Origin of the sequence: Bradyrhizobium canariense, from assembly GCF_019402665.1 — a bacterium.
Classification (GTDB): Bacteria; Pseudomonadota; Alphaproteobacteria; order Rhizobiales; family Xanthobacteraceae; genus Bradyrhizobium; species Bradyrhizobium canariense.
Genome location: NZ_VSST01000042.1, coordinates 86589 through 112139 on the forward strand (window position 1 = coordinate 86589; position 25551 = coordinate 112139).

The 25551-nt window shown below is 64.0% G+C and carries 23 protein-coding genes and 1 pseudogene; 8 read left to right on the forward strand and 16 right to left on the reverse strand.

The window, feature by feature from the left end:
- Nucleotides 1-63 precede the first annotated feature (63 nt).
- From FXB41_RS22190 to FXB41_RS22200, 3 genes and pseudogenes are all read right to left on the reverse strand, one after another.
- A pseudogene (locus tag FXB41_RS22190) lies at nucleotides 64-431 on the reverse strand (GFA family protein).
- 301 nt (nucleotides 432-732) lie between these two features.
- Entirely contained in the window at nucleotides 733-1428 is a 696-nt protein-coding gene (locus FXB41_RS22195; RefSeq protein ID WP_007592043.1) for an alpha/beta fold hydrolase, read from the reverse strand.
- A gap of 431 nt (nucleotides 1429-1859) precedes the next feature.
- Nucleotides 1860-2732 carry a L,D-transpeptidase gene (locus FXB41_RS22200; protein WP_219683204.1) on the reverse strand — a complete coding sequence of 291 codons (873 nt, stop codon included), beginning with the start codon at nucleotides 2730-2732 and terminating at the stop codon, nucleotides 1860-1862.
- Between the two features lie 193 nt (nucleotides 2733-2925).
- On the opposite strand from FXB41_RS22200, the gene FXB41_RS22205 reads away from it, so the two are divergent.
- The 7 genes from FXB41_RS22205 (at nucleotide 2926) to FXB41_RS22235 (ending at nucleotide 11132) form a co-directional block, all read left to right on the forward strand.
- Nucleotides 2926-3651 (forward strand): sulfite exporter TauE/SafE family protein, encoded by a 726-nt coding sequence (locus FXB41_RS22205; RefSeq protein ID WP_219683205.1) that lies wholly within the window; start codon nucleotides 2926-2928, stop codon nucleotides 3649-3651.
- A 195-nt stretch (nucleotides 3652-3846) separates the two neighbouring features.
- Nucleotides 3847-5292, forward strand: coding sequence for a DNA repair protein RadA (gene radA, locus FXB41_RS22210; protein ID WP_219683206.1), 1446 nt, complete (start codon nucleotides 3847-3849; stop codon nucleotides 5290-5292).
- 166 nt (nucleotides 5293-5458) lie between these two features.
- On the forward strand, nucleotides 5459-6088 hold the full coding sequence (locus tag FXB41_RS22215) for a CvpA family protein (protein WP_007592055.1): 630 nt from the start codon (nucleotides 5459-5461) through the stop codon (nucleotides 6086-6088).
- 28 nt (nucleotides 6089-6116) lie between these two features.
- Entirely contained in the window at nucleotides 6117-7622 is a 1506-nt protein-coding gene (purF, locus tag FXB41_RS22220; protein ID WP_219683207.1) for an amidophosphoribosyltransferase, read from the forward strand.
- Between the two features lie 145 nt (nucleotides 7623-7767).
- Nucleotides 7768-8508, forward strand: a complete 741-nt coding sequence (locus FXB41_RS22225) for an SDR family NAD(P)-dependent oxidoreductase (protein ID WP_219683208.1) — start codon at nucleotides 7768-7770, stop codon at nucleotides 8506-8508.
- Nucleotides 8509-8586: 78 nt separating this feature from the next.
- On the forward strand, nucleotides 8587-9735 hold the full coding sequence (locus FXB41_RS22230; protein ID WP_219683209.1) for an NHL repeat-containing protein: 1149 nt from the start codon (nucleotides 8587-8589) through the stop codon (nucleotides 9733-9735).
- Nucleotides 9736-9905: 170 nt separating this feature from the next.
- Nucleotides 9906-11132, forward strand: coding sequence for an ABC transporter substrate-binding protein (locus tag FXB41_RS22235; RefSeq protein WP_219683210.1), 1227 nt, complete (start codon nucleotides 9906-9908; stop codon nucleotides 11130-11132).
- 99 nt (nucleotides 11133-11231) lie between these two features.
- Here FXB41_RS22235 and FXB41_RS22240 read toward each other — a convergent pair whose 3' ends face one another.
- The 8 genes from FXB41_RS22240 to FXB41_RS22275 all read right to left on the reverse strand — a co-directional run bounded on the left by FXB41_RS22240 (nucleotide 11232) and on the right by FXB41_RS22275 (nucleotide 20110).
- Nucleotides 11232-12488 (reverse strand): TCR/Tet family MFS transporter, encoded by a 1257-nt coding sequence (locus FXB41_RS22240; RefSeq protein WP_219683211.1) that lies wholly within the window; start codon nucleotides 12486-12488, stop codon nucleotides 11232-11234.
- Nucleotides 12485-13867: a ribosome biogenesis GTPase Der gene (der, locus tag FXB41_RS22245; protein WP_007592067.1), complete on the reverse strand. Its 1383-nt coding sequence runs from the start codon at nucleotides 13865-13867 to the stop codon at nucleotides 12485-12487. Before der ends, FXB41_RS22240 begins: the two co-directional genes overlap by 4 nt.
- A gap of 104 nt (nucleotides 13868-13971) precedes the next feature.
- On the reverse strand, nucleotides 13972-14523 hold the full coding sequence (locus FXB41_RS22250) for a hypothetical protein (protein ID WP_219683212.1): 552 nt from the start codon (nucleotides 14521-14523) through the stop codon (nucleotides 13972-13974).
- Between the two features lie 14 nt (nucleotides 14524-14537).
- Entirely contained in the window at nucleotides 14538-15191 is a 654-nt protein-coding gene (locus tag FXB41_RS22255; protein ID WP_219683213.1) for a tetratricopeptide repeat protein, read from the reverse strand.
- A 168-nt stretch (nucleotides 15192-15359) separates the two neighbouring features.
- Nucleotides 15360-16952: a class I adenylate-forming enzyme family protein gene (locus tag FXB41_RS22260; RefSeq protein ID WP_219683214.1), complete on the reverse strand. Its 1593-nt coding sequence runs from the start codon at nucleotides 16950-16952 to the stop codon at nucleotides 15360-15362.
- 79 nt (nucleotides 16953-17031) lie between these two features.
- The gene (locus tag FXB41_RS22265) at nucleotides 17032-17616 is read right to left on the reverse strand and encodes an NnrU family protein (RefSeq protein WP_219683215.1); all 585 of its coding nucleotides are present in this window, start codon (nucleotides 17614-17616) and stop codon (nucleotides 17032-17034) included.
- A gap of 71 nt (nucleotides 17617-17687) precedes the next feature.
- A complete protein-coding gene (locus FXB41_RS22270) occupies nucleotides 17688-18266 on the reverse strand; it encodes a UCP034077 family protein (protein WP_219683337.1) in 579 nt (192 codons plus the stop codon).
- A 224-nt stretch (nucleotides 18267-18490) separates the two neighbouring features.
- Complete coding sequence (locus tag FXB41_RS22275; RefSeq protein ID WP_219683216.1) at nucleotides 18491-20110, reverse strand: peptide chain release factor 3; 1620 nt, start codon at nucleotides 20108-20110, stop codon at nucleotides 18491-18493.
- 161 nt (nucleotides 20111-20271) lie between these two features.
- Between FXB41_RS22275 and sugE the strand changes: the two genes are divergently transcribed.
- Nucleotides 20272-20586 (forward strand): quaternary ammonium compound efflux SMR transporter SugE, encoded by a 315-nt coding sequence (gene sugE / locus FXB41_RS22280; RefSeq protein ID WP_007592079.1) that lies wholly within the window; start codon nucleotides 20272-20274, stop codon nucleotides 20584-20586.
- On the opposite strand, the gene FXB41_RS22285 is transcribed toward sugE, so the two are convergent.
- From FXB41_RS22285 to FXB41_RS22305, 5 genes are all read right to left on the reverse strand, one after another.
- Complete coding sequence (locus FXB41_RS22285; protein ID WP_007592081.1) at nucleotides 20579-21586, reverse strand: inorganic phosphate transporter; 1008 nt, start codon at nucleotides 21584-21586, stop codon at nucleotides 20579-20581. The two genes, sugE and FXB41_RS22285, sit on opposite strands and share 8 nt — an antisense overlap.
- A gap of 15 nt (nucleotides 21587-21601) precedes the next feature.
- The gene (locus FXB41_RS22290) at nucleotides 21602-22246 is read right to left on the reverse strand and encodes a DUF47 domain-containing protein (RefSeq protein ID WP_007592082.1); all 645 of its coding nucleotides are present in this window, start codon (nucleotides 22244-22246) and stop codon (nucleotides 21602-21604) included.
- A gap of 158 nt (nucleotides 22247-22404) precedes the next feature.
- On the reverse strand, nucleotides 22405-23373 hold the full coding sequence (locus tag FXB41_RS22295; RefSeq protein WP_219683217.1) for a branched-chain amino acid ABC transporter permease: 969 nt from the start codon (nucleotides 23371-23373) through the stop codon (nucleotides 22405-22407).
- Between the two features lies 1 nt (nucleotide 23374).
- On the reverse strand, nucleotides 23375-24238 hold the full coding sequence (locus tag FXB41_RS22300; RefSeq protein WP_007592087.1) for a branched-chain amino acid ABC transporter permease: 864 nt from the start codon (nucleotides 24236-24238) through the stop codon (nucleotides 23375-23377).
- Nucleotides 24239-24310: 72 nt separating this feature from the next.
- Nucleotides 24311-25534 (reverse strand): ABC transporter substrate-binding protein, encoded by a 1224-nt coding sequence (locus FXB41_RS22305; RefSeq protein ID WP_219683218.1) that lies wholly within the window; start codon nucleotides 25532-25534, stop codon nucleotides 24311-24313.
- Nucleotides 25535-25551 lie beyond the last annotated feature (17 nt).

A 25551-nucleotide genomic window follows, 5' to 3' on the forward strand; every position in this document is an offset into this window, starting at 1 on the left:
ATCAGCTTTTCAAGAGTGCCTCAAGAGCACTGACGAGCAGCAGACATGCGCGAGAGCGCATGCTCACCATAAATTCTTGCCGTCAATCATGGTCACCGGCACGGCCTCCAGATCGAATTCGTCGAACAGGCGCGCGTTGACGGCGACCCTCGGATTGTCGAAATCGGGCTTGCCGGTCGACCAGTCCGGCGACTCCGAATAGGTACCGCAGCCGCAGCTTGCGCAGAAATGGTGTTTGACCTGCGGCTGCCCCAGAGATAGGTCGCGACGTTCTCCGCGGGCGACAGCAGCCGAAACTGCGCCGGCGTGTAATAGGCCCACAACGCGCCGCGCTTGGCGCAGAGCGAGCAGGTGCAACGGGTCACGCTCGCGGGCGCCTCCGTCACCTCGAACACCGTCTCACCGCAATGACAGCTTCCCTCGACCCGCATGACCCGCTCTCCGTTTTGTCAGGAGATGGTCGTAGCCGGACCCTGCTGCCAACATGCTGTCAGCAGCGCGCAGCCGGCCTTGCTCCACGTGCTGCGAGCACCGACTTGCCGCGCCAACTCAACAAAAACATGAAAAACAACCCCATGCACAGTAGCCGACCGCTGGCAAATCAAAGGGTTACGCATAGTCCGAAACCGGGCAAAACACCGGCGGGATGTCTCCGGAGGCAGTCGTCGCCCACCGGACAGGAGAGGTCGCCCGCAAACGACCTCTCCTTCGCATTCAGCGCAGTGACTGCGATCAGCCCTTTTGAACGGCGGCCGCCGCCTTGCGTATGACGTCGATCACCACATCAGGCTGGGACAGCATTGGCACATGGCTGCTCGCGACCTCGGTAACAGTCGCTCCCATTCGCTTTGAGACCCAACGTTGCAGATCGGGATGCACCGTGTGGTCTTTCGTGGCCAGGACGTACCAGCTTGGCTTCGATCTCCACGCGACCTTGTCCGCGCTGAGCTTTTGCTGCTGGAACAGATCATAGACGGGCGCATAATGGGTCGCCCAAACCAGCTTCTGGTCTGCGTCGGAGAGATCGCCTGCGAAGAACTCGGTGCCACTCGGAAGCATCCAGGCACGCCCATCCGCCACCTCGACGCGAGAGAAAATGTCCGAGGGATATTTGTCGAGCTGATCCTGTACGGTTTCGCCGGCATCCGGAGCGACCGCTGCAATGTACACCAGCCCGACCACGCGCTCATCCGTGCCTGCGCCTGTAATGGTGGCCCCGCCGTAAGAATGACCGACCAGGAGGACAGGACTACCGACACGATTGAGTGTGCGCTTAACCGTCGCCAGATCCTCCTCGTAAGAGTCCAAACCATATTGAACGGCAATCACCTCATGCCCATCGGCCTGCAATGCAGGGATGACCTTACTGAAGCACGAGCCGTCGGCCCAAATGCCGTGGCAGAAAACGATTGTTGGTTTGGCGTTCATGGGAACTTGCCTTCCTGATCACAATTGAAGAGCGGCAGGATAATAAGGAGGCAAGGCGCGTCTTCTGAAATGGCACGGAAGGTTTGGTCCTTCCAAAATAGCTATAGACTGATGTCCGAAACGTCTCCTTCGCGTCAACAGGGCTTCGCTGATATGAAAGGGCAGCCCGTCGACGCGCCTCTTGGGAAGTCGAAGCCATGAAATTGCGATGGCAAATTGCAATCCTTGGTGCGGCTCTAACCGGCGCAGCATTGAGCTACGCTTATACTCATACCGCAATCAGGGTGACTGAGCCGTGCCGGAGAAGTCCTCTGGGAGAGGTCGTCTGTCCTCCGCCCTACAAGCCGTAATGCTTATGCCTACCGGATGACCTCGTAGGCGACTTGCAGTGCCTCCTTGTTCTCCGTTGCAGGATGAGGACCGAGGATGAATTACTGAGCCTCGGCGATCCTCGGTCCAGATGACGGCATCTGCGCGTGAGTTGCTGAGGGCCGGTTCGACGGCGATGCCGGGTCCGGTAATCGGAAAGCGGCGTCGCCCGGCGCTCCCTGGGGTGGTCGGCGGGCAACGGTTGTCGGAAGCACGATCACTTTCGCGCCGACTTTCACGCGATCATAGAGATCGACGACGTCCTCATTGGTCAGTCGGATGCAGCCGGACGAGACCCGCTTCCCGATCGTATCGGGCTTGTTGGTGCCGTGAATTCGATATTCGGTGTCGCCCAGATACATCGCCCGAGCGCCGAGCGGGTTGCCGGGGCCACCTGCCATGAACCGCGGCAGATAAGGCTGACGCGAGACCATCTCCGCAGGCGGATGCCAATCGGGCCATTCTGCCTTGCGAGCCACGGTCTGCTCACCGGACCATGTGAAACCTTCGCGGCCAACACCGATGCCGTAGCGCAGTGCTTGCGCGTCGTTCAGGACGAAATAGAGGAATGTGTTCTTGGTATCGATGATCACGGTGCCCGGGGTCTGGCGGCTGGCGTAGTCAACCACCTGCCGAACAAATGCTCCGGGAACGTCGGCAGCTTTGGGCGGTTCGACCAGAGGCGCCGGGGCCGGAGGTGGAGCCGAAGCCGGAGTGGGAGGTGACGATGATGCATGAACCGGCGTTGCGACGTAAACCGGAGTTGACGACGCTTGGGCTTCGCGCGCGGACGGCTTTCGTGTCGCTTGCACGTTCGTCGGTCGAGACAGCAAACCGTACCCCAACGCGGCAACGGCCACGGCGCCGATTGCAAGTCTCGCGGCCATCGGGATTGCGAACGTCTGCGCCTTTCCGCGTTTGGCCCGCTTACCCATACACTTCCCCCAGGTCACTATGCCCACGAGAGGTACCCAGTAAGATTTAAGAAACTTCGAAGCGATTTCGCTCAGACTGGAACCGTCGGCGATGGTTAACGCCGGGCTCGTTCGGCAAGATAGGGTTCCCTCGCCTCGCGGATCGCCCGCGCTGCTGGCCGCGGCTAAACTCTCCCGATTCGTGGAGATTGTTTTGGCTTTCCTCTTCGTCCTCATCGTCGGCCTCATCGCAGGCACCATTTCGGGCATCGTCGGCACGGGCTCGTCGATCATGCTGATGCCGGTGCTGGTCTATGCCTACGGGCCAAAGGAGGCGGTGCCGATCATGGCGGTGGCCGCCGTCATGGCCAACTTCTCACGGATCCTGGCTTGGTGGCGCGAGGTCGACTGGCGGGCCTGCGCGGCTTATTCGGTGACAGGTATTCCGGCCGCCGTGCTCGGCGCGCGGACGCTGCTGGCCCTGCCCTCGCACGCCGTCGATCTCGCCATCGGCGTCTTCCTGATCGCGATGGTGCCGGTGCGACACTGGCTGGCGCGGCACGATCTCAAGGCCAATCTCTGGCATCTGGCGATCGGCGGGGCCGCCATCGGCTATCTCACCGGCATCGTCGTCTCCACCGGCCCGCTCAGCGTCCCGCTATTCCTGTTCTACGGCTTGTCCCGGGGCGCTTTCCTCGCCACCGAAGCGGCTTCTTCGCTCGGGCTCTATGCCGCGAAATCCGTGACCTTCGAACGGTTCGGCGCGCTGACCGCCGATGTGTTCGTCAAAGGCCTGATCGCGGGATCTTCGTTGATGGCGGGCGCCTTCATTGCCAAACGCTTCGTGCTGCGCCTGAAGCCGGAGATGTTCCGCGTGGTGATGGACGCGATCATGATCGCCGCCGGCCTCTCCATGCTCTGGAACGCGGCGCAGCCGTAGCCGCGCTGTGCTCAGACGGCCAATTCGGGTGCGATCGACGGACTGTCCACGAGGACACGGCTGTGGTGGGCCGGCTGTCAGGCGTGCCGAGCCGCGATATGCGGGGTGCGCCCAGGCTCACTCTCTCGACCGTCATTCCGTGCTATCAGCAAACCTGAAACGCCCGACTCGCTGTCCCCCTAACTCGCTGTCCCCATGGCCAAGAACACACTTTCCTTCGTCTGCCAGAACTGCGGCGCGGCCTACAACCGCTGGCAGGGCAAGTGCGAGTCTTGCGGCGAGTGGAATACGCTGGCCGAGGAGGACACGACCGGCAGCGTGCCGGTGTCGATCCGCTCCAAGCGCAAGGGGCGGACGTTCGCGCTGGAGAGCCTGTCCGGAAAAACCCAGGACGCCCCGCGCCTGTCCTCGGGCATGGCGGAGCTCGATCGCGTGACCGGCGGCGGCTTCGTCCGCGGCTCGGTGCTTCTGGTCGGCGGCGATCCCGGCATCGGCAAGTCGACGCTGCTGACGCAGGCCACAAGCCTGCTCGCGCGCGCCGGGCACCGCGTCGTCTACATCTCCGGCGAAGAGGCGGTCGCGCAGGTTCGGCTGCGCGCCGAACGGCTGGGGCTGTCGGACGCGCCGGTTCAGCTCGCAGCCGAGACGTCGGTCGAGGACATCGTCTCGACGCTGTCCGAGGGCGCGGTGCCCCGGCTGATCGTGATCGATTCGATCCAGACGATGTGGACCGACACGGTGGAATCGGCACCCGGCACGGTGACGCAGGTGCGCGCCTCGGCGCAGGCCCTGATTCGATTTGCCAAGAGGACCGGCGCGGCCATCATCCTGGTCGGCCATGTCACCAAGGACGGACAGATCGCAGGCCCCCGCGTGGTCGAGCACATGGTCGATGCGGTGCTGTCGTTCGAGGGCGAAGGCTCGCAGCAATTCCGCATCCTGCGTGCCGTGAAGAACCGTTTCGGTCCGACCGACGAGATCGGCGTGTTCGAGATGACGGGGCTCGGCCTGCGCGAAGTCACCAACCCCTCCGAGCTGTTTTTGTCCGAGCGCGATCTCGGCACGCCCGGCACCGCAGTCTTCGCGGGCATCGAGGGCACAAGGCCCGTTCTGGTCGAATTGCAGGCGTTGGTGGCGCCAACCTCGCTCGGCACCCCGCGACGGGCCGTGGTCGGCTGGGATCCGAGCCGTTTGTCGATGGTGCTGGCGGTGCTGGAAGCCCATTGCGGGGTCAAGCTGTCGGGCCACGACGTCTATCTGAACGTCGCGGGCGGCCTGCGCATCCACGAGCCCGCGGCTGATCTGGCCGCTGCGGCGGCGCTGGTGTCTTCCCTGGTTAATGCGCAGTTACCCACCGATGCGGTCTATTTCGGCGAGATCTCGCTGTCCGGCGTGGTGCGCCCCGTGGCGCAGACCCCGGCCCGGCTGAAAGAAGCGGCAAAACTCGGCTTTCAGCGTGCCGTGCTGCCCGAATCGGCCCGGGGTGAAGCCGCCGGCGATGCCGGCCTGTCGCTGAACGCGATCAACAGCCTGACGACGCTGGTCGCCGAGATCGCCGCGCGCGGCTCCCGGCGAGGCGACTCGAGCGCACCGGCAGAGAAAAATGCCACACCGGCAAGATTCCGCCGCGGAGAGGGTTAGCCGGTGGTGACGTGCCCCGCCCTCGCCGCTATACAGCCGTCACAAAAGCAGCATGGGATTGCGTGGTTGCGGCCTTGCCGGGAACGTCGTCTGGCCCTCACTTAGGGCGGGCGGCCAAACACCGATTCGCTGAGCACCTTGAAGTACGAGCGGACCAGACCAGCCGATGCCAGTAACCATCCTCGACCTGATCCTGCTCGGTGTGATGCTGATTTCGGGCCTGCTTGCCATGGTTCGCGGCTTCATGCGCGAAATCCTGTCGATCGCGGCCTGGGGCACGGCGGCGATCGTCACCCTTTATTCATTCTCGAAGCTGCTGCCGACCGCAAAGACCTATTTCAACAACGATACCGTCGCGAGCGTGGTCGTAGTCGCCGGCGTGTTCGTGGGCACTTTGGTCGTGGTCTCCGTGATCACGGTCCGGATCTCCGACATGATCCTGGATTCGCGCATCGGCGCGCTGGACCGCACCCTCGGATTCCTGTTCGGGCTGGCACGCGGGCTTTTGATCGTCGTGGTCGCCTTCCTGTTCTTCACCTGGCTGGTGCCGGACAAGCAGCGCCCGGATTGGGTCACGGGGGCCAAATCCCGCGTGGTGCTCCAGGGAACCGGGGATTGGCTGATGGCCCTCTTGCCTGACGACCCCGAGAACACCATCTTGAAGAGATTCAAGAAAAACAAACCAGATGAAGAGCAAACTGATTCCGAACAGCAGCCTTCGGGCAGTGGCGACGGATACAGCAAACCGGCTCGTGACAGCCTTAAAAAGCTGATCGAGAAACCCGCGGCGCGATGATTAAGCCCTAACGAGAGGCTCGGACGAGATGCGAAATCCTGACCAGGACGCCCTACTTGATCTCGGCCCGGCCGCGCTGGAACTTCAAGACGATCTGGAGGGGGATACGCTGCGCGAGGAATGCGGCGTCTTCGGCATCTACGGCCACCCCAATGCCGCCGCCATCACGGCGCTCGGCCTCCACGCCCTTCAGCACCGTGGTCAGGAAGCAGCCGGCATCGTCTCCTATGACGGTGGCCGCTTTCATTCCGAACGCCGCCTCGGCCTCGTCGGTGACACCTTCTCCCGCCGCGAGGTGATCGACCGCCTGCCCGGCACAATGGCGGTCGGCCATGTCCGCTATTCCACCACCGGCGCCACCATCCTGCGCAACGTGCAGCCGCTGTTCGCCGAGCTCAACGCCGGCGGCCTTGCGGTCGCCCACAACGGCAATCTCACCAACGGCCTGACGTTGCGTCGCGAGCTCGTGAAGAGCGGCGCGATGATGCAGTCGACCACCGACACCGAAGTGATCCTGCATTTGGTCGCGCGCTCCAGGCGCAGCCGCTTCATTGAGCGCTATGTCGACGCGCTACGCGAGATCGAGGGCGCCTATGCGCTGGTCTCGCTGACCAACAAAAAGCTGGTCGGCGCGCGCGACCCGCGCGGCATCCGTCCGCTGGTGCTTGGCGATCTCGACGGCTGCCCGATCCTGACGTCCGAGACCTGCGCCCTCGACATCATCGGCGCGCGCTTTGTGCGCGACATCGAACCCGGTGAAGTCATCGTGTTCGACGAGAGCGGCCAGGACATTCACAAGCCGTTCCCACCGATTGCGCCGCGGCCCTGCATCTTCGAGTACATCTACTTCTCACGTCCGGATTCCATCGTCCACGGCCGCTCCGTCTATGAGGTGCGCAAGGCTTTCGGCGCGCAGCTCGCCAAGGAGAGCCACGTGCCGGTCGACGTCGTGGTGCCGGTGCCGGATTCCGGCGTGCCCGCCGCGGTCGGCTACAGCCAGCATTCCGGCGTGCCGTTCGAGCTCGGCATCATCCGCAACCACTATGTCGGCCGCACCTTCATCCAGCCGACCCAGGCGATCCGCGAGTCCGGCGTGCGCATGAAGCATTCGGCCAACCGCGCCGCGATCGAAGGCAAGCGCATCATCCTGATCGACGATTCGCTGGTGCGCGGCACCACCTCGAAGAAGATCGTTCGCATGATGCGCGATGCCGGCGCCAAGGAAGTACATTTCCGCCTCGCCTCGCCGCCGATCCTCTATCCCGACTATTACGGCATCGACCTGCCGGACCGCGGTGGTCTTCTTGCGGCGACGCATTCGCTGGAGGAGATGCGCGAAATCATCGGCGCCGATTCGCTCGCCTTCCTCTCGATCGACGGCATGTACCGCGCCATGGGCGAGCCCGGCCGCGACCCCGCCAATCCGAAATTCTCGGACCATTGCTTCACCGGGGCCTATCCGACCCACCTCACCGACCAGACCCAGACCGAGCAGCAGCCGCGGCAATTGTCGCTGCTGGCGGAGGCGAGCTGACGGCCGTCGTCCTGGCGAAAGCCAGGACCCATTACCACAGACCTCTCTGGTTCGAAGAAGGTGTGACAATCATCTTCCCTAGCCATAAACGTCACGGCGTATGGGTCCTGGCTTTCGCCAGGACGACGCTGGATAGAACCTCTTGATGACAAAACCCCTCGCCAACCGCATCGCTCTCGTCACCGGCGCCTCGCGCGGCATCGGCTTCGCCACGGCCAAGGCGCTGGCCAAGGCCGGCGCGCATATCGTCGCCGTGGCGCGCACGCAGGGCGGGCTCGAAGAGCTCGACGACGAGATCCGCAAGGACGGCGGCACCGCAACGCTGGTGCCGCTCAACCTCACCGATTCCGACGGCATCGCGCGGCTCGGCGCCGGCCTGCATGAGCGTTACGGCAAGCTCGACATCCTCGTCGGCAATGCCGGCGTGCTCGGCCCCTCCTCGCCGATCGGCCATATCGAGCTGAAGGCCTTCACCGACGTGATGGCGGTCAACGTCTCCGCGAACTTCCAGCTGATCCGCTGCATGGAGCCGCTGCTCAAGCAGTCCGACGCCGGCCGCGCGGTGTTCGTCACGTCCGGCGCTGCCAACAAGGCGACCGCCTATGTCAGTCCCTACGCGGCGTCCAAGGCGGCGCTGGAAACGCTGGCGCGCGCCTGGGCACAGGAGACCGCGAATACGAAACTGCGCGTCAATTTGTTCAATCCGGGCCCCGTCCGCACCCGCATGCGCGCGACGCTGATGCCGGGCGAAGATCCGGCGACGCTCGATACAGCCGAGCAGGTCGCCGAATTCATCGTGCCGATGTGCGCGCCGGACTGGACCGAAACCGGCAAGTTCTACGACTACAAGACCCGCAGCCTGATGAGCTTCCGCTCGCCGGCCTGATTGACTTGACGGCCTCCCCGCGATTGACTGCCCGCGCTCAAGCGGCAGCAAGCCGCAGGCCAATAAAGGGAGGTTGCTATGGCACCATGGCGGAATCGCGCAAGCTTTAAGCGTGCGCTCGCAAATGTCTCTCGCGTCCTCTCTGTCCTGATCGCGGCCGTCGCGTTTGCGCTTCCGGGCGCGGCAACCGCCGGCGATGTCCCGACCTTCGCGGTCGATGCTTCCTGGCCAAAGCCGTTGCCGAACGACTGGATCCTCGGCCAGGTCGGCGGCATCACCGTCGACTGGCAGGGCCACATCTGGGTGATCCATCGCCCCCGCTCCCTCACCGACGACGAGAAAGGCGCGAGCCTCACTCCGCCGCGTTCGAAATGCTGCGTGTCGGCGCCGCCGGTGCTCGAATTCGACAGCGACGGCAATCTGCTGCGATCGTGGGGCGGCGCGGGCGAAGGCTATGAATGGGTCGGCCGCGAGCACGGCATCGAGGTCGACGAGCGCGGCTTCGTCTGGGTCGGCGGCAATGCCGACAACGACAACGCGATCCTGAAATTCACGCTCGACGGCAAGTTCGTCGCCCAGATCGGCAAGATCGCGCCGAGCCTCGGCAGCAACGACACGACACAGCTCGGCAAACCCGCCGAGACCGCGATCGACAAGGCCGCCAACGAAATCTACGTCGCCGACGGCTACGGCAACCGCCGCGTCATCGTGTTCGACGCAACGACCCTCGCCTATAAGCGGCACTGGGGCGCCTACGGCAACAAGCCTGATGACACCAAGCAGGCGGCGTACGATCCCAAGGCGCCGGTGTCCCAGCAGTTCGGCAATCCCGTCCACTGTGTGAAGCTCGCCAATGACGGGCTCGTCTACGTCTGCGACCGCATCAACAACCGCATCCAGGTCTTCAAGACGGACGGCACCTTCGTGAAGGAGTTCTTCTTCGAGAAGAACACGCTCGGCAACGGCGCCGTGTGGGACATCGCGATCTGGCCCGATCCGAAGCAGACCTGGCTGCTCAGCGCCGACGGCGAGAACAACGAGATCAGGGTGATCAGGCGCGACGACGGCAGCGTGGTCGGTAGCTTCGGGCACAACGGTCGCAATGCCGGACAATTCCACTGGGTGCATGCCATGGCGATCGACGCCAAGGGTAACGTCTATACCGCCGAGGTCGACACCGGAAAGCGCATCCAGAAATTCAAGCTGACATCGGACGCGCTGAAATAGCGTCTCGACGCATTTTGCCCAAAAGTTAACGGAGGGATGACGCTGCGACGCAGCGTCATCCGGCTTTAGGCGCATTGCCGCCGGCCGTCGGACACGGTAGAGCCATCAGCCGGAACAAGGCTCCCATTCAAGAGAGCCGTCCGCATGTTTGACAATGGAGGAAACCTTTTATGACGACGACGTTCGCGCGCCGCTCCGCGGCTCTTCTGGCCTGTGCCGCTTTCGGTTTTGCCACACCCGCTTTCGCCCAGGAAAAATCCGTCACGATCGGCGTGCTCAACGACATGTCCAGCCTCTATGCCGACATCGGCGGCCCCGGCGCCGTGGCGGCGGTCAACATGGCGGTGGAAGATTCCGGTCTCCGCGCCAAGGGCTGGAAGATCGAGGTGATCAGCGGCGACCACCAGAACAAGCCGGACGTCGGCGTCAACATCGCGCGGCAGTGGATCGACACCCAGAAGGTCGATGTGATCGCCGACACCCCGAACTCCGGCGTGGCGCTGGCCGTCAGCAACGTCGTCAAGGAAAAGAACGCGGTCCTGCTCAACAATGGCGGCGCCAGTGCCGACCTCACCGGCAAGGCCTGCAACGCCAACACCATTTCCTATACTTACGACACCTACATGCTCGCCAACGGTACCGGCAAGGCGCTGACCAAGGCCGGCGGCGACAGCTGGTTCTTCCTGACCGCCGACTACGCCTTCGGTGCCGCGCTCGAGCGTGACACCAGCGCGGTCGTCACCGCGAACGGCGGCAAGGTGCTCGGCGGCGTCAAGCATCCGCTCAACACGTCGGATTTCTCCTCCTTCCTGCTGCAGGCGCAGAATTCGAAGGCGAAGATCATCGGTCTCGCCAATGCCGGCGGCGACACCACCAACTCGATCAAGCAGGCGGCCGAGTTCGGCATCGTCGAAGGCGGCCAGAAGCTCGCGGCGCTGTTGCTGTTCATCAACGACGTCCACTCGCTCGGCCTGAAGACCGCGCACGGCCTGACCTTCACCGAATCCTTCTATTGGGACCTCAACGAAGGCACGCGCGCCTTCTCGAAGCGCTTCCAGGAGAAGGTGGCCAACAAGGCGATGCCGTCGATGACCCAGGCCGGCAACTACGCCGCCGTGCTGCATTACCTCAAGGCCATGGACGCGCTCGGCGGCAATCCCCATGACGGCGCCAAGGTCGTCGCCAAGATGAAGGAGCTTCCGACCGACGATCCGCTGTTCGGCAAGGGCCCGCTCCGCGAGGACGGACGCCGGATCATTCCCGCCTTCCTGTTCGAGGTGAAGAAGCCGGAAGAATCCAAGGGACCGTGGGATTACTACAAGCTGATCGCGACCATCCCGGCGGAAGATGCGGCCAAGCCGCTCAAGGACAGCGAGTGCCCGCTGGTGAAGAAGTAAGAGCATAGGTGCCGTAGGGTGGGCAAAGGCGCGAAAGCGCCGTGCCCACCATCTCTCGACAACCGAACAAGGCGGTGGGCACGCTTCGCTTTGCCCACCCTACGCGACCGTCTTCGCCGCTCCCAGCGCCCGCACCGCGATCGCCACGCACGCCACCATCAACACCGCCGCGAGCAGGAACGGCGCGCCGGGCAGCTGCCACGGCGCGCTGGCGCCGATGAAGTATGAAAACGTCAGCGTGAACAGGAACGGGCCGACGAGCTGCGACACGCTCTGCACGCTCGCGGTCGCGCCCTGCAACTGGCCCTGCTGATCGGGCGCGACAAGCCGCGTCATCAGCGATTGCATGGCGGCGCCCGAGATACCCCACAGCGACATCACGGGAATGCCGATCCAGAACAGCGGCCCGGTCGGCGCTGCGCCGAAGATCACGAAGCCGACCGCGCCACAGCACAGGCCGAGCAACAAGGCGTTGCGCTCGCCGAGCACGCGCACGATCGGACCGATCGCGAGCCCCTGCACCACCATGGCGCAGACGCCGACCATCGCCAGCGTCAACCCCACGGTTTTCGAATCCCAGCCGTAGCGATAGGTGGCGTAGAGCACGAAGGTCGAGGGAAGCACGACATGCGCGACCTGCGCGATGAAGTTGACGACAGACAACGCAGCGAGGACCGCGTTGGAACGCAGCAGGCGGAGCGCACCGAGCGGATTGGCGCTCCTCCAGCGGAACGGCGCGCGCTTGTCCGGCGCCAGCGATTCCGGCAGCACGAAGAGCCCATAGAGTGCATTGGCGAAGCTTAATGCCGCCGAAGCCCAGAACGGCAGGCGCGGATCGATATCGCCGAGCAGACCGCCCAGCGCCGGGCCCAGCACGAAGCCGGCGCCGAAGGCAGCGCCAATCTTGCCGAATACCGCTGCACGCCGCTCCGGCGGCGTGATGTCGGCAATATAGGCAAAGGCGGTCGAGATGCTGGCCGAGGTGATGCCTGAGATGACGCGGCCGACGAACAGCCAGACCAGCGACGGCGCCAACGCCATCAGCACATAATCGGCCGCGAGCCCGAAATTCGACAGCAGCACCACCGGCCGCCGCCCGAAGCGATCCGACAGCGCGCCGAGCACCGGAGAGAACACGAACTGCATCAGCGCCCAGGCGGTGCCGAACAGGCCGAAGATGCGGGCCGCGTGCGCCGTGTCGTTGTCGACGAAGCTCTCGATCAGTTTTGGCAGGATCGGCATGATTACACCGAGCGCGAGCATGTCGAGCAGGATGGTGACGAAGATGAAGGCGACCGCACCGCGCCGGACTGGCGCTGCGCCCTGCGCCATCGCCTCGCCGGCTTGGTTGCTCACGACGGCCGCTTGCGCTTGTGGGCGAAGGGATTGGCCTTCTCGCGCAAGGTGATACGCACCGGCGTGCCCGGCAGCTCGAAGGCCTCACGCAGCGAGTTGGTGAGGTAGCGCAGATAGGACTGCGGCACCGCGTCCGCACGCGAGCAGAACAGCACGAAGCTCGGCGGACGCGCCTTGGTCTGCGTGATGTAATTCAGCTTGAGGCGTCGGCCGGACACGGCCGGCGGCGGATTGGCCTGGACCGCCTCCTCGAACCAGCGGTTCAGTGCCGCGGTCGACACACGCCTGTTCCAAAGCGCATAGGCATCCTGGATCGCCTGCATCAATCGATCGATGCCCTCGCCCATCAAGCCGGAGACGGCGACGATCGGCACGCCCTTGATCTGCGGCAGCAAATGATCGGCATCGCGGCGCAGGTTCGAGATCGCGCCGCCACCCTTGCTCTCCATCAGGTCCCATTTGTTGACGGCGAGCACGACGGCGCGACCTTCGCGCTCGATCAGGTCGGCGATGCGAAGATCCTGCTCCTCGAAGCGGTTCTGCGCATCCATCATCATCACGACGACTTCGGCAAAGCGCACCGCGCGCAGTGCGTCGGCGACCGAGAGCTTCTCGAGCTTCTCCTCGATCCGCGAGCGCCGGCGCAGACCCGCGGTGTCGAACACGCGAAACTCGCGGCCCTTCCAGTTGATTTCGACCGCGATGGAATCGCGCGTGGTGCCGGCTTCCGGGCTCGTCAGCAGACGCTCCTCGCCGAGCAGATGATTGATCATCGTCGACTTGCCGGCGTTGGGCCGGCCGACGATCGCGACCCGGATCGGACGCGTGGCCGCCTCTTCCTCCGTCAGCGGCTCGTCGTCCTCGACGTCATCCTCCTCGACGGGCTCCGGCATCAGCTCTCGAAGGGCATCATAGAGCTCACCGAGGCCCTCGCCGTGCTCGGCCGAGATCTGGATGGGATCGCCGAGGCCGAGCGCGAAGGCCTCCATCGCGCCGGCATCGCCATGCTTGCCTTCGCTCTTGTTGGCGACAAGCATCACCGGCTTGTTGGCCTTGCGGGCGAAATCGGCGAAGGCGCGATCGTTGGGCGTGAGGCCCATGCGGGCATCGATCACGAAGAACAGCGCGTCGGCCTGTGCGATCGCGGCCTCCGTCTGCTCCTGCATGCGGGCGGTCAGCGAGCCCTTGGCGCCCTCATCGAGGCCGGCGGTGTCGATGATCGTGAAGTCGAGATCGCCGAGCCTGGCCTCGCCCTCGCGGCGGTCGCGGGTGACGCCGGGCAGGTCATCGACAAGCGCGAGCTTCTGCCCGACCAGGCGGTTGAACAGCGTCGACTTGCCGACATTGGGCCGGCCGATAATGGCAATTTTAAAGGACATGGGTCATTCGTGCGCTGCCGGAGCCGCGCCTGTCAATGAAATGAAGACAATTGTTTGAGCATGATCTTTTCGGAAAACCGCTTCACACTTTTCCGGATCATGCTCTAGCGCGAGAAGCTGCCGCTGGGCATCGGCGCCGGGAAGGCGCCCTGCGTTTGCTGCTGGGTGGTCTGGGTCGGTTGCGCCTGCTGGACGGGCTGATCGGGCGGCGGCGCGGTGGTGCGCTTGCGCACGATCTTCTGCCTGGGCGCCGGAGTGGCCGCGGGCGGCGCGGCCTCGGGCTGGGCCTCGCCATCGACTTCGCCGGCGGGCGCCTCAGCCGGCGCAACGGCAGCGCTGGCGGGCTGCCTGGTCTTTTTCGCCTTGGCACCCTTCGCCGGCTTGGCCGGCTCGGGCGGAGGCTCGGTGGGCAGAGCCGCGACGGCGGGGCCGTTCGGATCGGGCTGTTGCTGCGCGCCCTTGTACATTTCCTTCGGAACGCCCTGCTCGAGGCCCGGCACGCCTTCCGGGAACACCGGCTTGCGGTCGCCCGGCAGCTTCTTCTTGGTATCGAGGAAGTCGAGCATGTCGCTCGGATCGAAGCTGGAGCAACCGCCCAGCACGCCCGTGAAGGCGATCAGGACGAAGGCTGCGATCAAGCGTGACGTACGGCGCATATCGGTATCTCGTCTCAGCTCTTCGCTACGGGCGGCAGCAAGGCCTGTAGCGCCTCGGCGCGTGAGCGCAAGCCGGGCGGCGTTTCGCCATCCTCGGCAATCGCGTCGAGCCATTTGCGGGCGGCAGTCATATCGTTGTTGCGCCAGGCCGACAGCGCCAACATCTCGCGGGCAGTATGACGGAAGGTCGATTTGGGCGAGGTGGAGGCGTCCAGCCGCTGCTGCATGTCGGCATAACCGGCGCTGTCGAGCAGGAGACCGGCGGCGCGGATCTTCGCCAGATCCTGCCACTCGCCGCCCACGCTGCGGTCGGCGGCGATGTCGTCATACAGCTTGGCGCCCGCCTTGGTGTCGCGGGCCGCCGCCTCGGCCGCAGCACGCAGCCGCGCCAGGGTGCGATAGCCCGATGGAGCCTTTGCGGCGAGCTCGGTGAAGGCCGCCTCGGCCTCCGCATGCTTGTCCTGCTCGGACAGCTCGGCGGCCTTTTCGAAGGCGGCGCCGGCCTCGGCGGCCTTCTTGGCCTCCACATACTGGTAAGCGCGCCAGCCACCCACGGCGGCGACGATCAGCACCATCAGGGCGATGAAGACGATCGAATACTTGTCCCACAGCTTCTTGAGCTGTTCGCGACGTACTTCCTCGTCGACTTCGTCAAATAATTCAGACACTTATGCTAATCCCATGCCCGTCCGGGTGCGCGCGCCAAGGCGTTCGCGTCAGGAATCCCGTCCCCACGTGGCGGCGAGGTACCCTAACGATATGGCGGTGGCAAGGCAAAGCGAGCCCGATCAAGGCGTTAACCACCCGGGACAGCCCGGAGAGACCGCCTCCCCGGGTCAGGATCCCAACAGCTCCCGCAGCTGCCGCTTCAGTACCTTGCCATTGGCATTGCGCGGCAGCGGCTCCGCTGTGATCATCATGCTCTCCGGGACCTTGTAGTCGGACAGCCGCTCCGCGCACCAGGCGCGCAAGGCCTCGCTGTCCACCGGCGCACGCGCCACCACCACCGCGTGAACGCGTTCGCCCAACACCGGGCACGCCTTGGCGACGATCGCGCTCTCGACCACGGCCGGGTGGCCGGCCAGCACGGATTCGACCTCGGCCGAATAGATCTTGAGGCCGCCGCGGTTGATCATGTCCTTCTGCCGGTCGAACACCCGGACAAATCCCTCCACATCGATCGAGCCGAGATCGCCGGAATGCCAGAACCCGCTGGTGAAGCTTTCGGTCGTGGCCTTTGGGTTGTTCCAATAGCCCTTGATGACGGAGGCACTCTGGATCCAGAGCTCGCCGATTTCCCCAGGCGGCAGCTCACGCCCGTCCGCGCCCATTGCCAGAATGCGCGCACCGGGACACGGCAGGCCAACGCTGTCGATGTGGGTTGCCGTCAACTCGCCCGGCATGATCGTGGACGGCGATGTCGTCTCGGTCGCGCCGTGGCAATTCGCCAGCTCGAGGCCGGGAATGATCGCCTTGAGCTTCTCGATGGTAGCAACCGGCATCGGTGCGCCGCCAAAGCCGCCGATGCGCCAGCTCGACAGATCGTAGCTCTCGAAATCGGGCTGGAGCAGGCAGAGATTGTACATCGCTGGCACCATCACCGTGTAGGTGACGCGCTCGCGCGCGGCGAGCTTGAGATATTCGCCGGCTTTGAACTCCGGCATGATGATCAGCGCGCCACCGCAGCAGATCATCGTCGTGATGTTGGCGACGACGCCGGTGACGTGACCGAGCGGCACTGCCGCGATCGAACGGTCGGCCGCCGTCAATTGCAGGCAGGACACGAAGATCATCGAGGAATGGACGATGTTGCAATGGGCCAGCATCGCGCCCTTCGGCTTGCCTGTCGTGCCCGAGGTGTAGAGGATCATCGCGGTGTCCTCCTCGCTCGTCTCGACCGGCGCCGCGGCCGGCGCGTTGTCGACGAGCACCGCGAAATGCGACCGAGCGGGATCGTCATCGACTGCGATGCGGTGGATCACATCGGGCACGTCCAGCGCATCCGGCAGCCGCTCCGCGAGCGCCGCCTCGTGGATCAATATCTTTGCGCCGCAATCGCCGAGCACATAAGCGATTTCCGGCTTCTGCTGACGCGTGCTGAGCAGCACCGTGACGAGCCCCTCATGCGCAGCAGCAAACAGCAGCAGCGGGAATTCGACGCGGTTACCGAGCAGGATCGCGACACGATCGCCGCGCTGCAATCCGAGCTTGCGAAATCCCGCCGCGATCCGCGCAGCCTGCTCCGCGGCCTGCCGCCAGCTCAGCCGGACATGGCCTGAGATCAGTGCTTCGCCGTCGGGATTGCGGGCGCAGGCATCCGCTATCATCGCCCACAGGCTCGATGGCCGATCGCAAAATGCCGGGACGACCCGATCGCCGAAGCGCGCCTCGAGCCGCATCGGCGGGATCTGAGATTGCGACCAGTCCATCGGGATGCCCTTGGCTTGTTGCTCTTGTTACTTTGTCACTTTCCGCGCAGGGCATGCGGTCCTGTCTTGTGCTGATCGGCTATCCACCCATCACGGGAACGCCGATCACGACCGGATGGAACGCAAAAGCCAGCGCCAGATAAGCGACGATCCCGACCGCGATCGCGATCAGATCGTTGGTGACGCCGCCCACCGGAATCGGCGGACCGCCACCATCGGTGCGACGCTTCAGCGTGATGCGATCATACACCGCCCAGCCCAGGAACGAGCCGAACAGGATGATGGAGCCGAGATCGCCATTGGCCAGAAGATGCGCCGCCGCCCACAGCTTGATGCCGGCCAGCATCGGATGCTTCAGCGTCGCATAGATGCGGCCGCGCAGATAGGACGCAACCACCAGGATGACCGCGGGCAGCATCAGCGCGAGCGTGATGTGCTTCAGCGCCTTCGGCGGATACCAGACGTCGATCCAGCCCGTCGCGCGGTAGTGGGCGAAGCCCCAGATGATCAACGCGAGTCCCGCGAGCGAGGCAAGCGAATAGAGGATTTTGTAGGTCCCCTCGCCCAGTCTCGCGATGGCCTGCGCGCGCGCCTCGCGTTTCGTCGTGAACACATGCGCTGCAAAAAACAGCGCAAGCCCCAGGATCATAACCAGCAGACCCACGAGATTCTCCCCTCAACCAGCGCCCCAGCCCATGGCGTATCATCGATTGGCCGCGGGTCGCAACTGATGCGCTACTTGCCGATCTCGCGATTGTCGACATATCGGATCGCGATTGGCCGCCCGGCGAGGGCACCGCCAAGACCGCCGGTGAATTTCAGCGGCAGGCAGGCGTTCAACGATGAATTGATCGCATTGAGGTAGGAGGTTCTCGTCTCGGCGGGGACGCCTGCGGTCGCAAAGGTCAGGCGCGGCGGGCCGATCAGGCCGCCCGATTTGTTGAAGCTGAAACGCACGGCGATTTGCATGCCTGCTCGGGCATTGTCCGTTGGCGGCGACCAGCAAGTGCGCAGCTCGGCGAAGAGATCGCCGATCGTATCGAGATCGTGATCAGGCTTTTGATATTTGCCGCGATCCGCCTCCGACGGTACGCTTTGGATCGTGAGCTGGAGGTTCTGGCCGTAGGGATAGTCGATCTCGGGAATGCAGGGACCAGGCTCGAGCGGGCTGCAATAAGACGGCGTGCAGGGCCTGCCGTCGAGCACGCTGCACGGCTCGTGCGAAAACGGAATTGGGTTGATCTGCCGGGGCCGCGCGTCGGCGGCGATCGTCGAGATCGTCAGCAGGAGGAAAACAAGGATGCCGCGCCACATGAAGTAAACTCGCAAGGCCACATGGCTGAACGTGGCATTGCCGCCGGCAGCGTCAAGCCTGCGGCTGTTCACATGCGCGCGTCCAAGGACGGTGTCGTCGCCCGGCTTGACCGGGCGACCCAGTACTCCGAGACGTTTGTGATTGAGCCGAGAGGCTGCGGCGTACTGGATGCCCCGCTTTCGCGGGGCATGACAGCGGAGGGTGAGGAGCGGACGGAACGCCCCTAGCCCTTCTTCTTGACGTCCTTGACGTTGGTGAATGCGATGCCCTCGGCACGTTCCCTGGTGTAGCCGAGATAGAACTCGTTCCGCGCCAGATAGACGGGATCGCCGTCGACATCGTCGGCGATGCTGGAGGTGTTGGCGGCGATGAAGGTATCGAGCTTCTTGCGGTCCTCCGAGGAGACCCAACGTGCGAGCTGGAACTCGCTGACCTCGAATTCGACCGGGAGGGAATATTCCGCATCCAGCCGCGCCTTGAGCACGTCGAGCTGGAGAGCGCCGACGACGCCGACCAACGCGGGCGCGCCGTCGCGCGGGCGGAACACCTGCACCACGCCCTCTTCCGACATCTGCTGAAGCGCTTCCTTCAGCTTCTTGGCTTTCATCGCATCGGTGAGACGCACGCGGCGGACGATTTCCGGCGCAAAGCTCGGCACGCCGACGAAGTTGAAATCCTCACCGTCGGTCAGCGTATCGCCGATGCGCAGCGTGCCGTGATTGGGAATGCCGACGACATCGCCGGCATAGGCTTCGTCCGCAACCGAACGGTCCTGCGCGAAGAAGAATTGCGGGCTCGACAGCGGCATGCTCTTGCCGGTGCGCACGAGCTTCGCCTTCATGCCGCGGCTCAGCTTGCCGGAGCACAGCCGCGCGAAGGCGATGCGGTCGCGGTGGTTGGGATCCATGTTGGCCTGGATCTTGAACACGAAGGCGCTCATGCGCGGGTCGGTGGCTTCGACCTTGCGCTGGTCGCTCTCCTGCGCGCGCGGCTCGGGCGCGAACTTGCCGAGCCCTTGCAGCAGGTCGCCGACGCCGAAATTGCGTAGCGCGCTGCCGAAATAGACCGGCGTCAGATGGCCCTCGCGAAACGCTTCGAGCTCGAACGGCTTTGAAGCCGCGGTGACGAGCTCGAGCTCGTCCTTGACCGCTGACACGTCGAGATTGGCGTTGAGCTTGGCGAGCTCGGCGATCTCGATCTGCTGCGCCGCGCCGGTCTTGGCACCGCCGCCTTCGAGCAGGCGCACGCCGCCATTGACGACGTCATAGGTGCCGAGGAACTCGCGGCCGCGGCCGACAGGCCAGGTCATTGGCGTGGTATCGAGCGCCAGCGTCTTCTCGATCTCGTCCAGGAGCTCGAAGACGTCGCGGCTCTCGCGGTCCATCTTGTTGATGAAGGTGATGATCGGGATGTCGCGAAGACGACATACCTCGAACAGCTTTCGGGTGCGCGCCTCGATGCCCTTGGCAGCGTCGATCACCATGACGGCGGAATCGACCGCCGTGAGCGTGCGATAGGTATCTTCCGAAAAGTCCTCGTGACCCGGCGTGTCCAGCAGGTTGAAAACGAGGCCCTCGAACTCGAAGGTCATGACCGAGGTCACGACCGAGATGCCGCGCTCGCGCTCGATCTTCATCCAGTCCGAACGCGTGTTGCGCCGCTCGCCCTTGGCCTTCACCTGGCCGGCCAGATTGATGGCGCCACCGAACAGCAGCAGCTTTTCGGTCAGCGTGGTCTTGCCGGCGTCCGGATGCGAGATGATCGCAAAGGTACGCCGCCGCGACACTTCAGCGGCAAGCGAGGAACGGGCCGTCGATTCGGCTGTGGTGGCGATGTCGGACATTGCGGCAGCGTTTGGCAGGGAAAATGAGCCTGATCAAGCCTCATCTGGTGATTGCGGAGCCTTCCGGCCAGCCCCATATCGGCCAGGGTTGGGAGGGACGGCCTTCCCTTCCCACAGCACGCCAGTCGCGGGGACGACCCTGCCTTGAATGGAGGGTCGTCATGGCCTGGAGCATCCTGTTCGTCGCCGGTCTGCTGGAGGTCTCCTGGGCGATCGGCCTCAAATATACCGAGGGGTTCAGCAAGCTCGTTCCGTCAGTCCTCACACTCGGCGCCATGGCCGGCAGCATCCTCCTGCTCGGGCTCGCCCTCAAATCGCTGCCGATTGGAACCGCTTATGCCGTCTGGACCGGCATCGGCGCGGTCGGTACCGCGACGCTCGGCATCATCCTGTTCGGCGAGCCGGCCACCGCGTTCCGCCTCGCCAGCATCGGGCTGATCGTCGCCGGGATTGTCGGGCTGAAGCTGGTTACTTGACGAAGAGCTTGACCGCCCACCAGGAGAGCGCGGCGACGATGGCCGAGGCCGGCATCGTGATCACCCAGGCATAGACGATCGAGCTGGCGACGTTCCAGCGCACCGCCGAAAGGCGGCGGGCGGCGCCGACGCCGACGATGGCCCCGGTGATGGTGTGGGTGGTCGAGACTGGAACGCCGAGGAAGGTCGCCATGAACAGGGTCGCGGCACCGCCGGTCTCGGCGCAAAATCCCTGCATCGGGGTCAGCTTGGTGATGCGCAGGCCCATGGTGCGAACGATGCGCCAGCCGCCCATCAGCGTCCCCATCGCCATCGCGGCCTGGCACGAGAGCACCACCCAGAAGGGCACGAAGAATTCGCCGCCGAGCTGGCCCTGCGAATAGAGCAGCACGGCGATGATGCCCATGGTCTTCTGGGCGTCGTTACCGCCATGGCCGAGCGAATAGAGCGAGGCGGAGGCGAATTGCAGGATGCGGAAGGCGCGATCGACGGCAAAGGGCGTGGAGCGCACCGAGGCCCAGGAGACGATCGCAACCAGCACCATCGCGAGCAGGAAGCCGACCAGCGGAGACAGCACGATGGCGATCACCGTCTTGGACAATCCGCTCCAGACCGCCGCCGAAAGGCCGGCTTTGGCCACGCCCGCACCAAACAGGCCGCCGATCAATGCGTGAGACGAGGACGATGGAATTCCGAGCGCCCATGTCACCAGGTTCCAGACGATGGCGCCGACGAGCGCGGCGAAGATCACCTGAGCATCCACGATCGCGGGATCGATGATGCCGGTGCCGATGGTCTGGGCGACGTGGAGCCCGAACACCATGAAGGCGACGAAATTGAAGAACGCGGCCCAGAACACCGCGTATTGCGGCCGCAGCACGCGAGTCGAGACGATGGTCGCAATCGAATTGGCGGCGTCGTGCAGGCCGTTCAGGAAGTCGAACAGCAGCGCGACGGCGATCAATCCGACCAGGACGGGAAGACCCAACGCAACATCCACGGCGTGGCCCCTGCCCTAAACTTGCTCGATGACGATGCTGTTGATCTCGTTCGCGACGTCGTCGAAGCGGTCGGCGACTTTCTCGAGATGGTCGTAGATCTCTGCGCCGACGATGAAATCCATCGCGTTGCCGTCGCGATGCTTGAGGAACAGTTCCTTCAGCCCGATATCATGGAGATCGTCGACGCGGCCTTCCAGCTTGCCCAGCTCTTCGGTGATCGCAGTCAGCATAGCCACGTTCTGACCGATCTTCTGCATCAACGGCAGCGCACGGCCGACCAGATTGGCGCATTCGATCAGGAGCCCGCCGATCTCCCGCATCGGCGGCTCGAAGCTGCGGACCTCGAACAGCATCACGGCCTTGGCGGTCTGCTGCATCTGGTCGATGGCGTCGTCCATCGAGGTGATCAGGTTCTTGATGTCGCCGCGGTCGAACGGGGTGATGAAGGTGCGACGCACCGCCGTCAGCACCTCACGGGTGATATTGTCCGCATCGTTCTCGAACTGGTTGACGCGCTGGCAATAGACCGGCGTCTCCTCGCCCCCGTTGAGCATGCTCTGGAGCGCGATCGAGCCCTGGATCACGGTCTGGGCGTGGCGGTCGAACAGGTCGAAGAACCGTTCTTCCTTGGGCAGGAAAGAGCGAAACAATCGCATCATGGGAGAGAAACTACCGGTTGGATAATGGCTTGGCCAAAGGGGGCCGTCATGAAACTGTCATAGACCATTTTCGATCCACGCGCGTGCCACCTCACGCCCGTGGAGCCGGATCATCCACCGCTTTCGCGAGTCAACACATCTTCCATTAGATCAATGACTTACAGCGACCGCCGGAAGTAATGCGCGATTTCGCCGATGACGCCACGGCGGAAGGTGAGCACGCAGATCACGAAGATCGAGCCCTGGATCACGGTCACCCACTGCCCGAACCCCGCCAGATATTGCTGCATGGCGATGATCACGAAGGCACCGACCACGGGACCGAACACGGTTCCTAGACCACCGACCAGCGTCATCAGCACGACTTCGCCCGACATCGACCAGTGCACGTCGGTGAGCGAGGCATTCTGCGCCACGAAGACTTTCAGCGCACCGGCAAAGCCGGCCAGCGTGCCCGACAGCACGAAAGCCAGGAACTTGTACTGATCGGTCCGGTAACCCAGCGAGATCGCGCGCGGCTCGTTCTCGCGGATCGCCTTGAGGACTTCGCCGAACGGTGAGTTGATGATGCGGAAGATCAGCAAGAAGCCGGCGAGGAAGCCGACCAGAACCACGTAATAGAGCACGGTCGGCTTGGTCAGATCGAACAGGCCAAACATGCGTCCTTGCGGGATGCCCTGGATACCGTCTTCGCCATGGGTGAACGGCGCCTGGAGGTAGATGAAGTACAGAAGCTGCGACAGCGCCAGCGTGATCATCGAGAAATAGATGCCCTGGCGCCGGATCGAGATATAGCCCGTGATGAGCGAGAGCACGAAGGCACCGGCGACGCCGACGAGGATGCCGAGCTCCGGCGGCAGCGCCCAGACCTTCAGAGCATGCGCGCTGCAATAGCCGGCCGTGCCCAGGAACATCGCATGACCGAAGGACAGCAAACCGCCATAGCCGATCAGCAGGTTGAAGGCGCAGGCGAGCAGCGCGAAGCACAGTGCCTGCATCACGAAGAACGGGTAGACTCCCGTGAATGGCACCGAAGCCAGCAGCAGCGCCATCACCACGAACACGATCATCTCGTCGCGGATCGCGCGCGGGGTTACCGGCAGCGTGTCGTCCGTCAAGGCTGTCATATCAGGCCGCCCTTCCCGTCAATCCCGTTGGCTTCACCAAGAGCACCAGCACCATCAGCACGAACACGACGGTGTTGGAGGCCTCGGGGTAGAAATATTTGGTCATGCCCTCGATCACACCGAGCGCAAAGCCGGTGATGATGGAGCCCATGATCGATCCCATGCCGCCGATCACGACCACCGCGAACACCACGATGATCAGGTCGGCGCCCATCAGCGGCCGCACCTGGTTGATCGGCGCCGAGAGCACGCCAGCAAGCGCGGCCAGGCCGACACCCAAACCATAGGTCAGCGTGATCATGCGCGGCACGTTGACGCCGAAAGCGCGCACCAGCGTCGGGTTCTCAGTCGCGGCACGCAAATAGGCGCCGAGCCGCGTCTTCTCGATCAGGAACCAGGTCGCAACACACACGATCAGCGAGAAGATGACGACCCAGCCGCGATAGATGGGCAGGAACATGAAGCCGAGATTCATGCCGCCCTTGAGCTGGTCCGGAATGGCGTAAGGCATGCCGGAGGAGCCGAAATAATTCTGGAACACGCCCTGCACGATCAGCGCAATGCCGAAGGTCAGGAGCAGGCCGTAGAGATGATCGAGCCCCGTCAGCCATTGCAGCATGGTCCGTTCCAGGATCATGCCGAAGATGCCGACGATGATCGGCGCCAACAGCAACGCCCACCAGTAGTTGATGCCGCCGATGTTCAGCAGGAAGTAGGCGACGAACGCGCCCATCATGTAGAGCGCGCCATGGGCGAAATTGATGATGTTGAGCATGCCGAAGATCACGGCAAGCCCGAGACTGAGCAGCGCGTAGAACGAGCCGTTGATCAGTCCCACCAGTAGCTGAGCGTAAAGAGCCTGCATCGATCCCGCACCCGGTCCCTTCGGCGTTCCCTGAAAGTCGCCCGCAGGCCTGATGGCCTGCGGGCGGTTATCTTACTTCTTCAAGAGCGCGCACTTGCTCTCGGACAGCGGCGTGAAGGCCTGGTCGCCCGGCACCGTGCCGACCAGCTTGTAGAAGTCCCACGGTCCCTCGGACTCGGAGGGCTTCTTCACCTCGAACAGATAGGCATTGTGGATGGTGCGGCCGTTGGGCTGGATCTCGCCCTTGCCGAACAGATCGTCTTCCGTCGGCATCGACTTCATCTTCTCGACGACCTTGGCGCCGTCGTGCGGGTTGCCGCCGAGCGCTTCCAGTGCCTTGAAATAGTGACGCACGCCCGCATAGACGCCGGCCTGCACCATGGTGGGCGGCGCGTTGTTCTTCATCTTCTCGGCGAAGCGCTTGGAGAACGCCCGGGTCTGGTCGTTCATGTCCCAGTAGAAGGTCTCGGTGAAGTTGAGGCCTTGAGCGGTCTCGAGCCCGATCGCCTTGACGTCAGTCAGGAACAGCAGCAGCGCCGCGAGCTTCTGGCCGCCCTTGACGATGCCGAACTCGGCCGCCTGCTTGATCGTGTTGGTGGTGTCGCCGCCCGCATTGGCAAGGCCGATGATCTTGGCCTTGGAGGCCTGCGCCTGGAGCAGGAAGGACGAGAAGTCCGGCGTGTTCAGCGGGTGCTTGACGCCGCCGACCACCTTGCCGCCATTGGCCGTAACGACAGCGGTGGTGTCGCGCTCCAGCGCCGCGCCAAAGGCGTAGTCCGCGGTCAGAAAGAACCAGGTGTCGCCGCCAGCCTTCACCAGCGCCTGGCCGGTGGTGTGGGCCAGCATGTAGGTGTCGTAGGTCCAGTGCACCGTGTTGGGCGAGCACTGCGCGTTGGTCAAATCCGAGGTCGCCGCGCCCGAGTTGATGTAGACGCCGTTCTTTTCCTTGACGACGTTGTTGACCGCAAGCGCCACGCCGGAATTCGGCACGTCGACGATGACGTCGACCTTGTCGACGTCAAACCATTGCCGCGCGATCGCGGTGCCGATGTCGGGCTTGTTCTGGTGATCACCCGAGATGATGTCGATCTTCCAGCCCTTCGCAGCCAGGCCGGAATCTTCAATGGCCATCTGCGCGGCGAGCGTCGAGCCCGGTCCGCCGAGGTCGGCATAGAGCCCGGACTGATCGGACAGCGCGCCGATCTTGACGGTCTTGTCCTGCGCGAAGGCTGCACCGGTGGCGGTCACGGCCAGCGCCGTGCCGAGCAGAAACGACGCAATCGACTTTGTCATCATGCTACTTCCCTATGAAT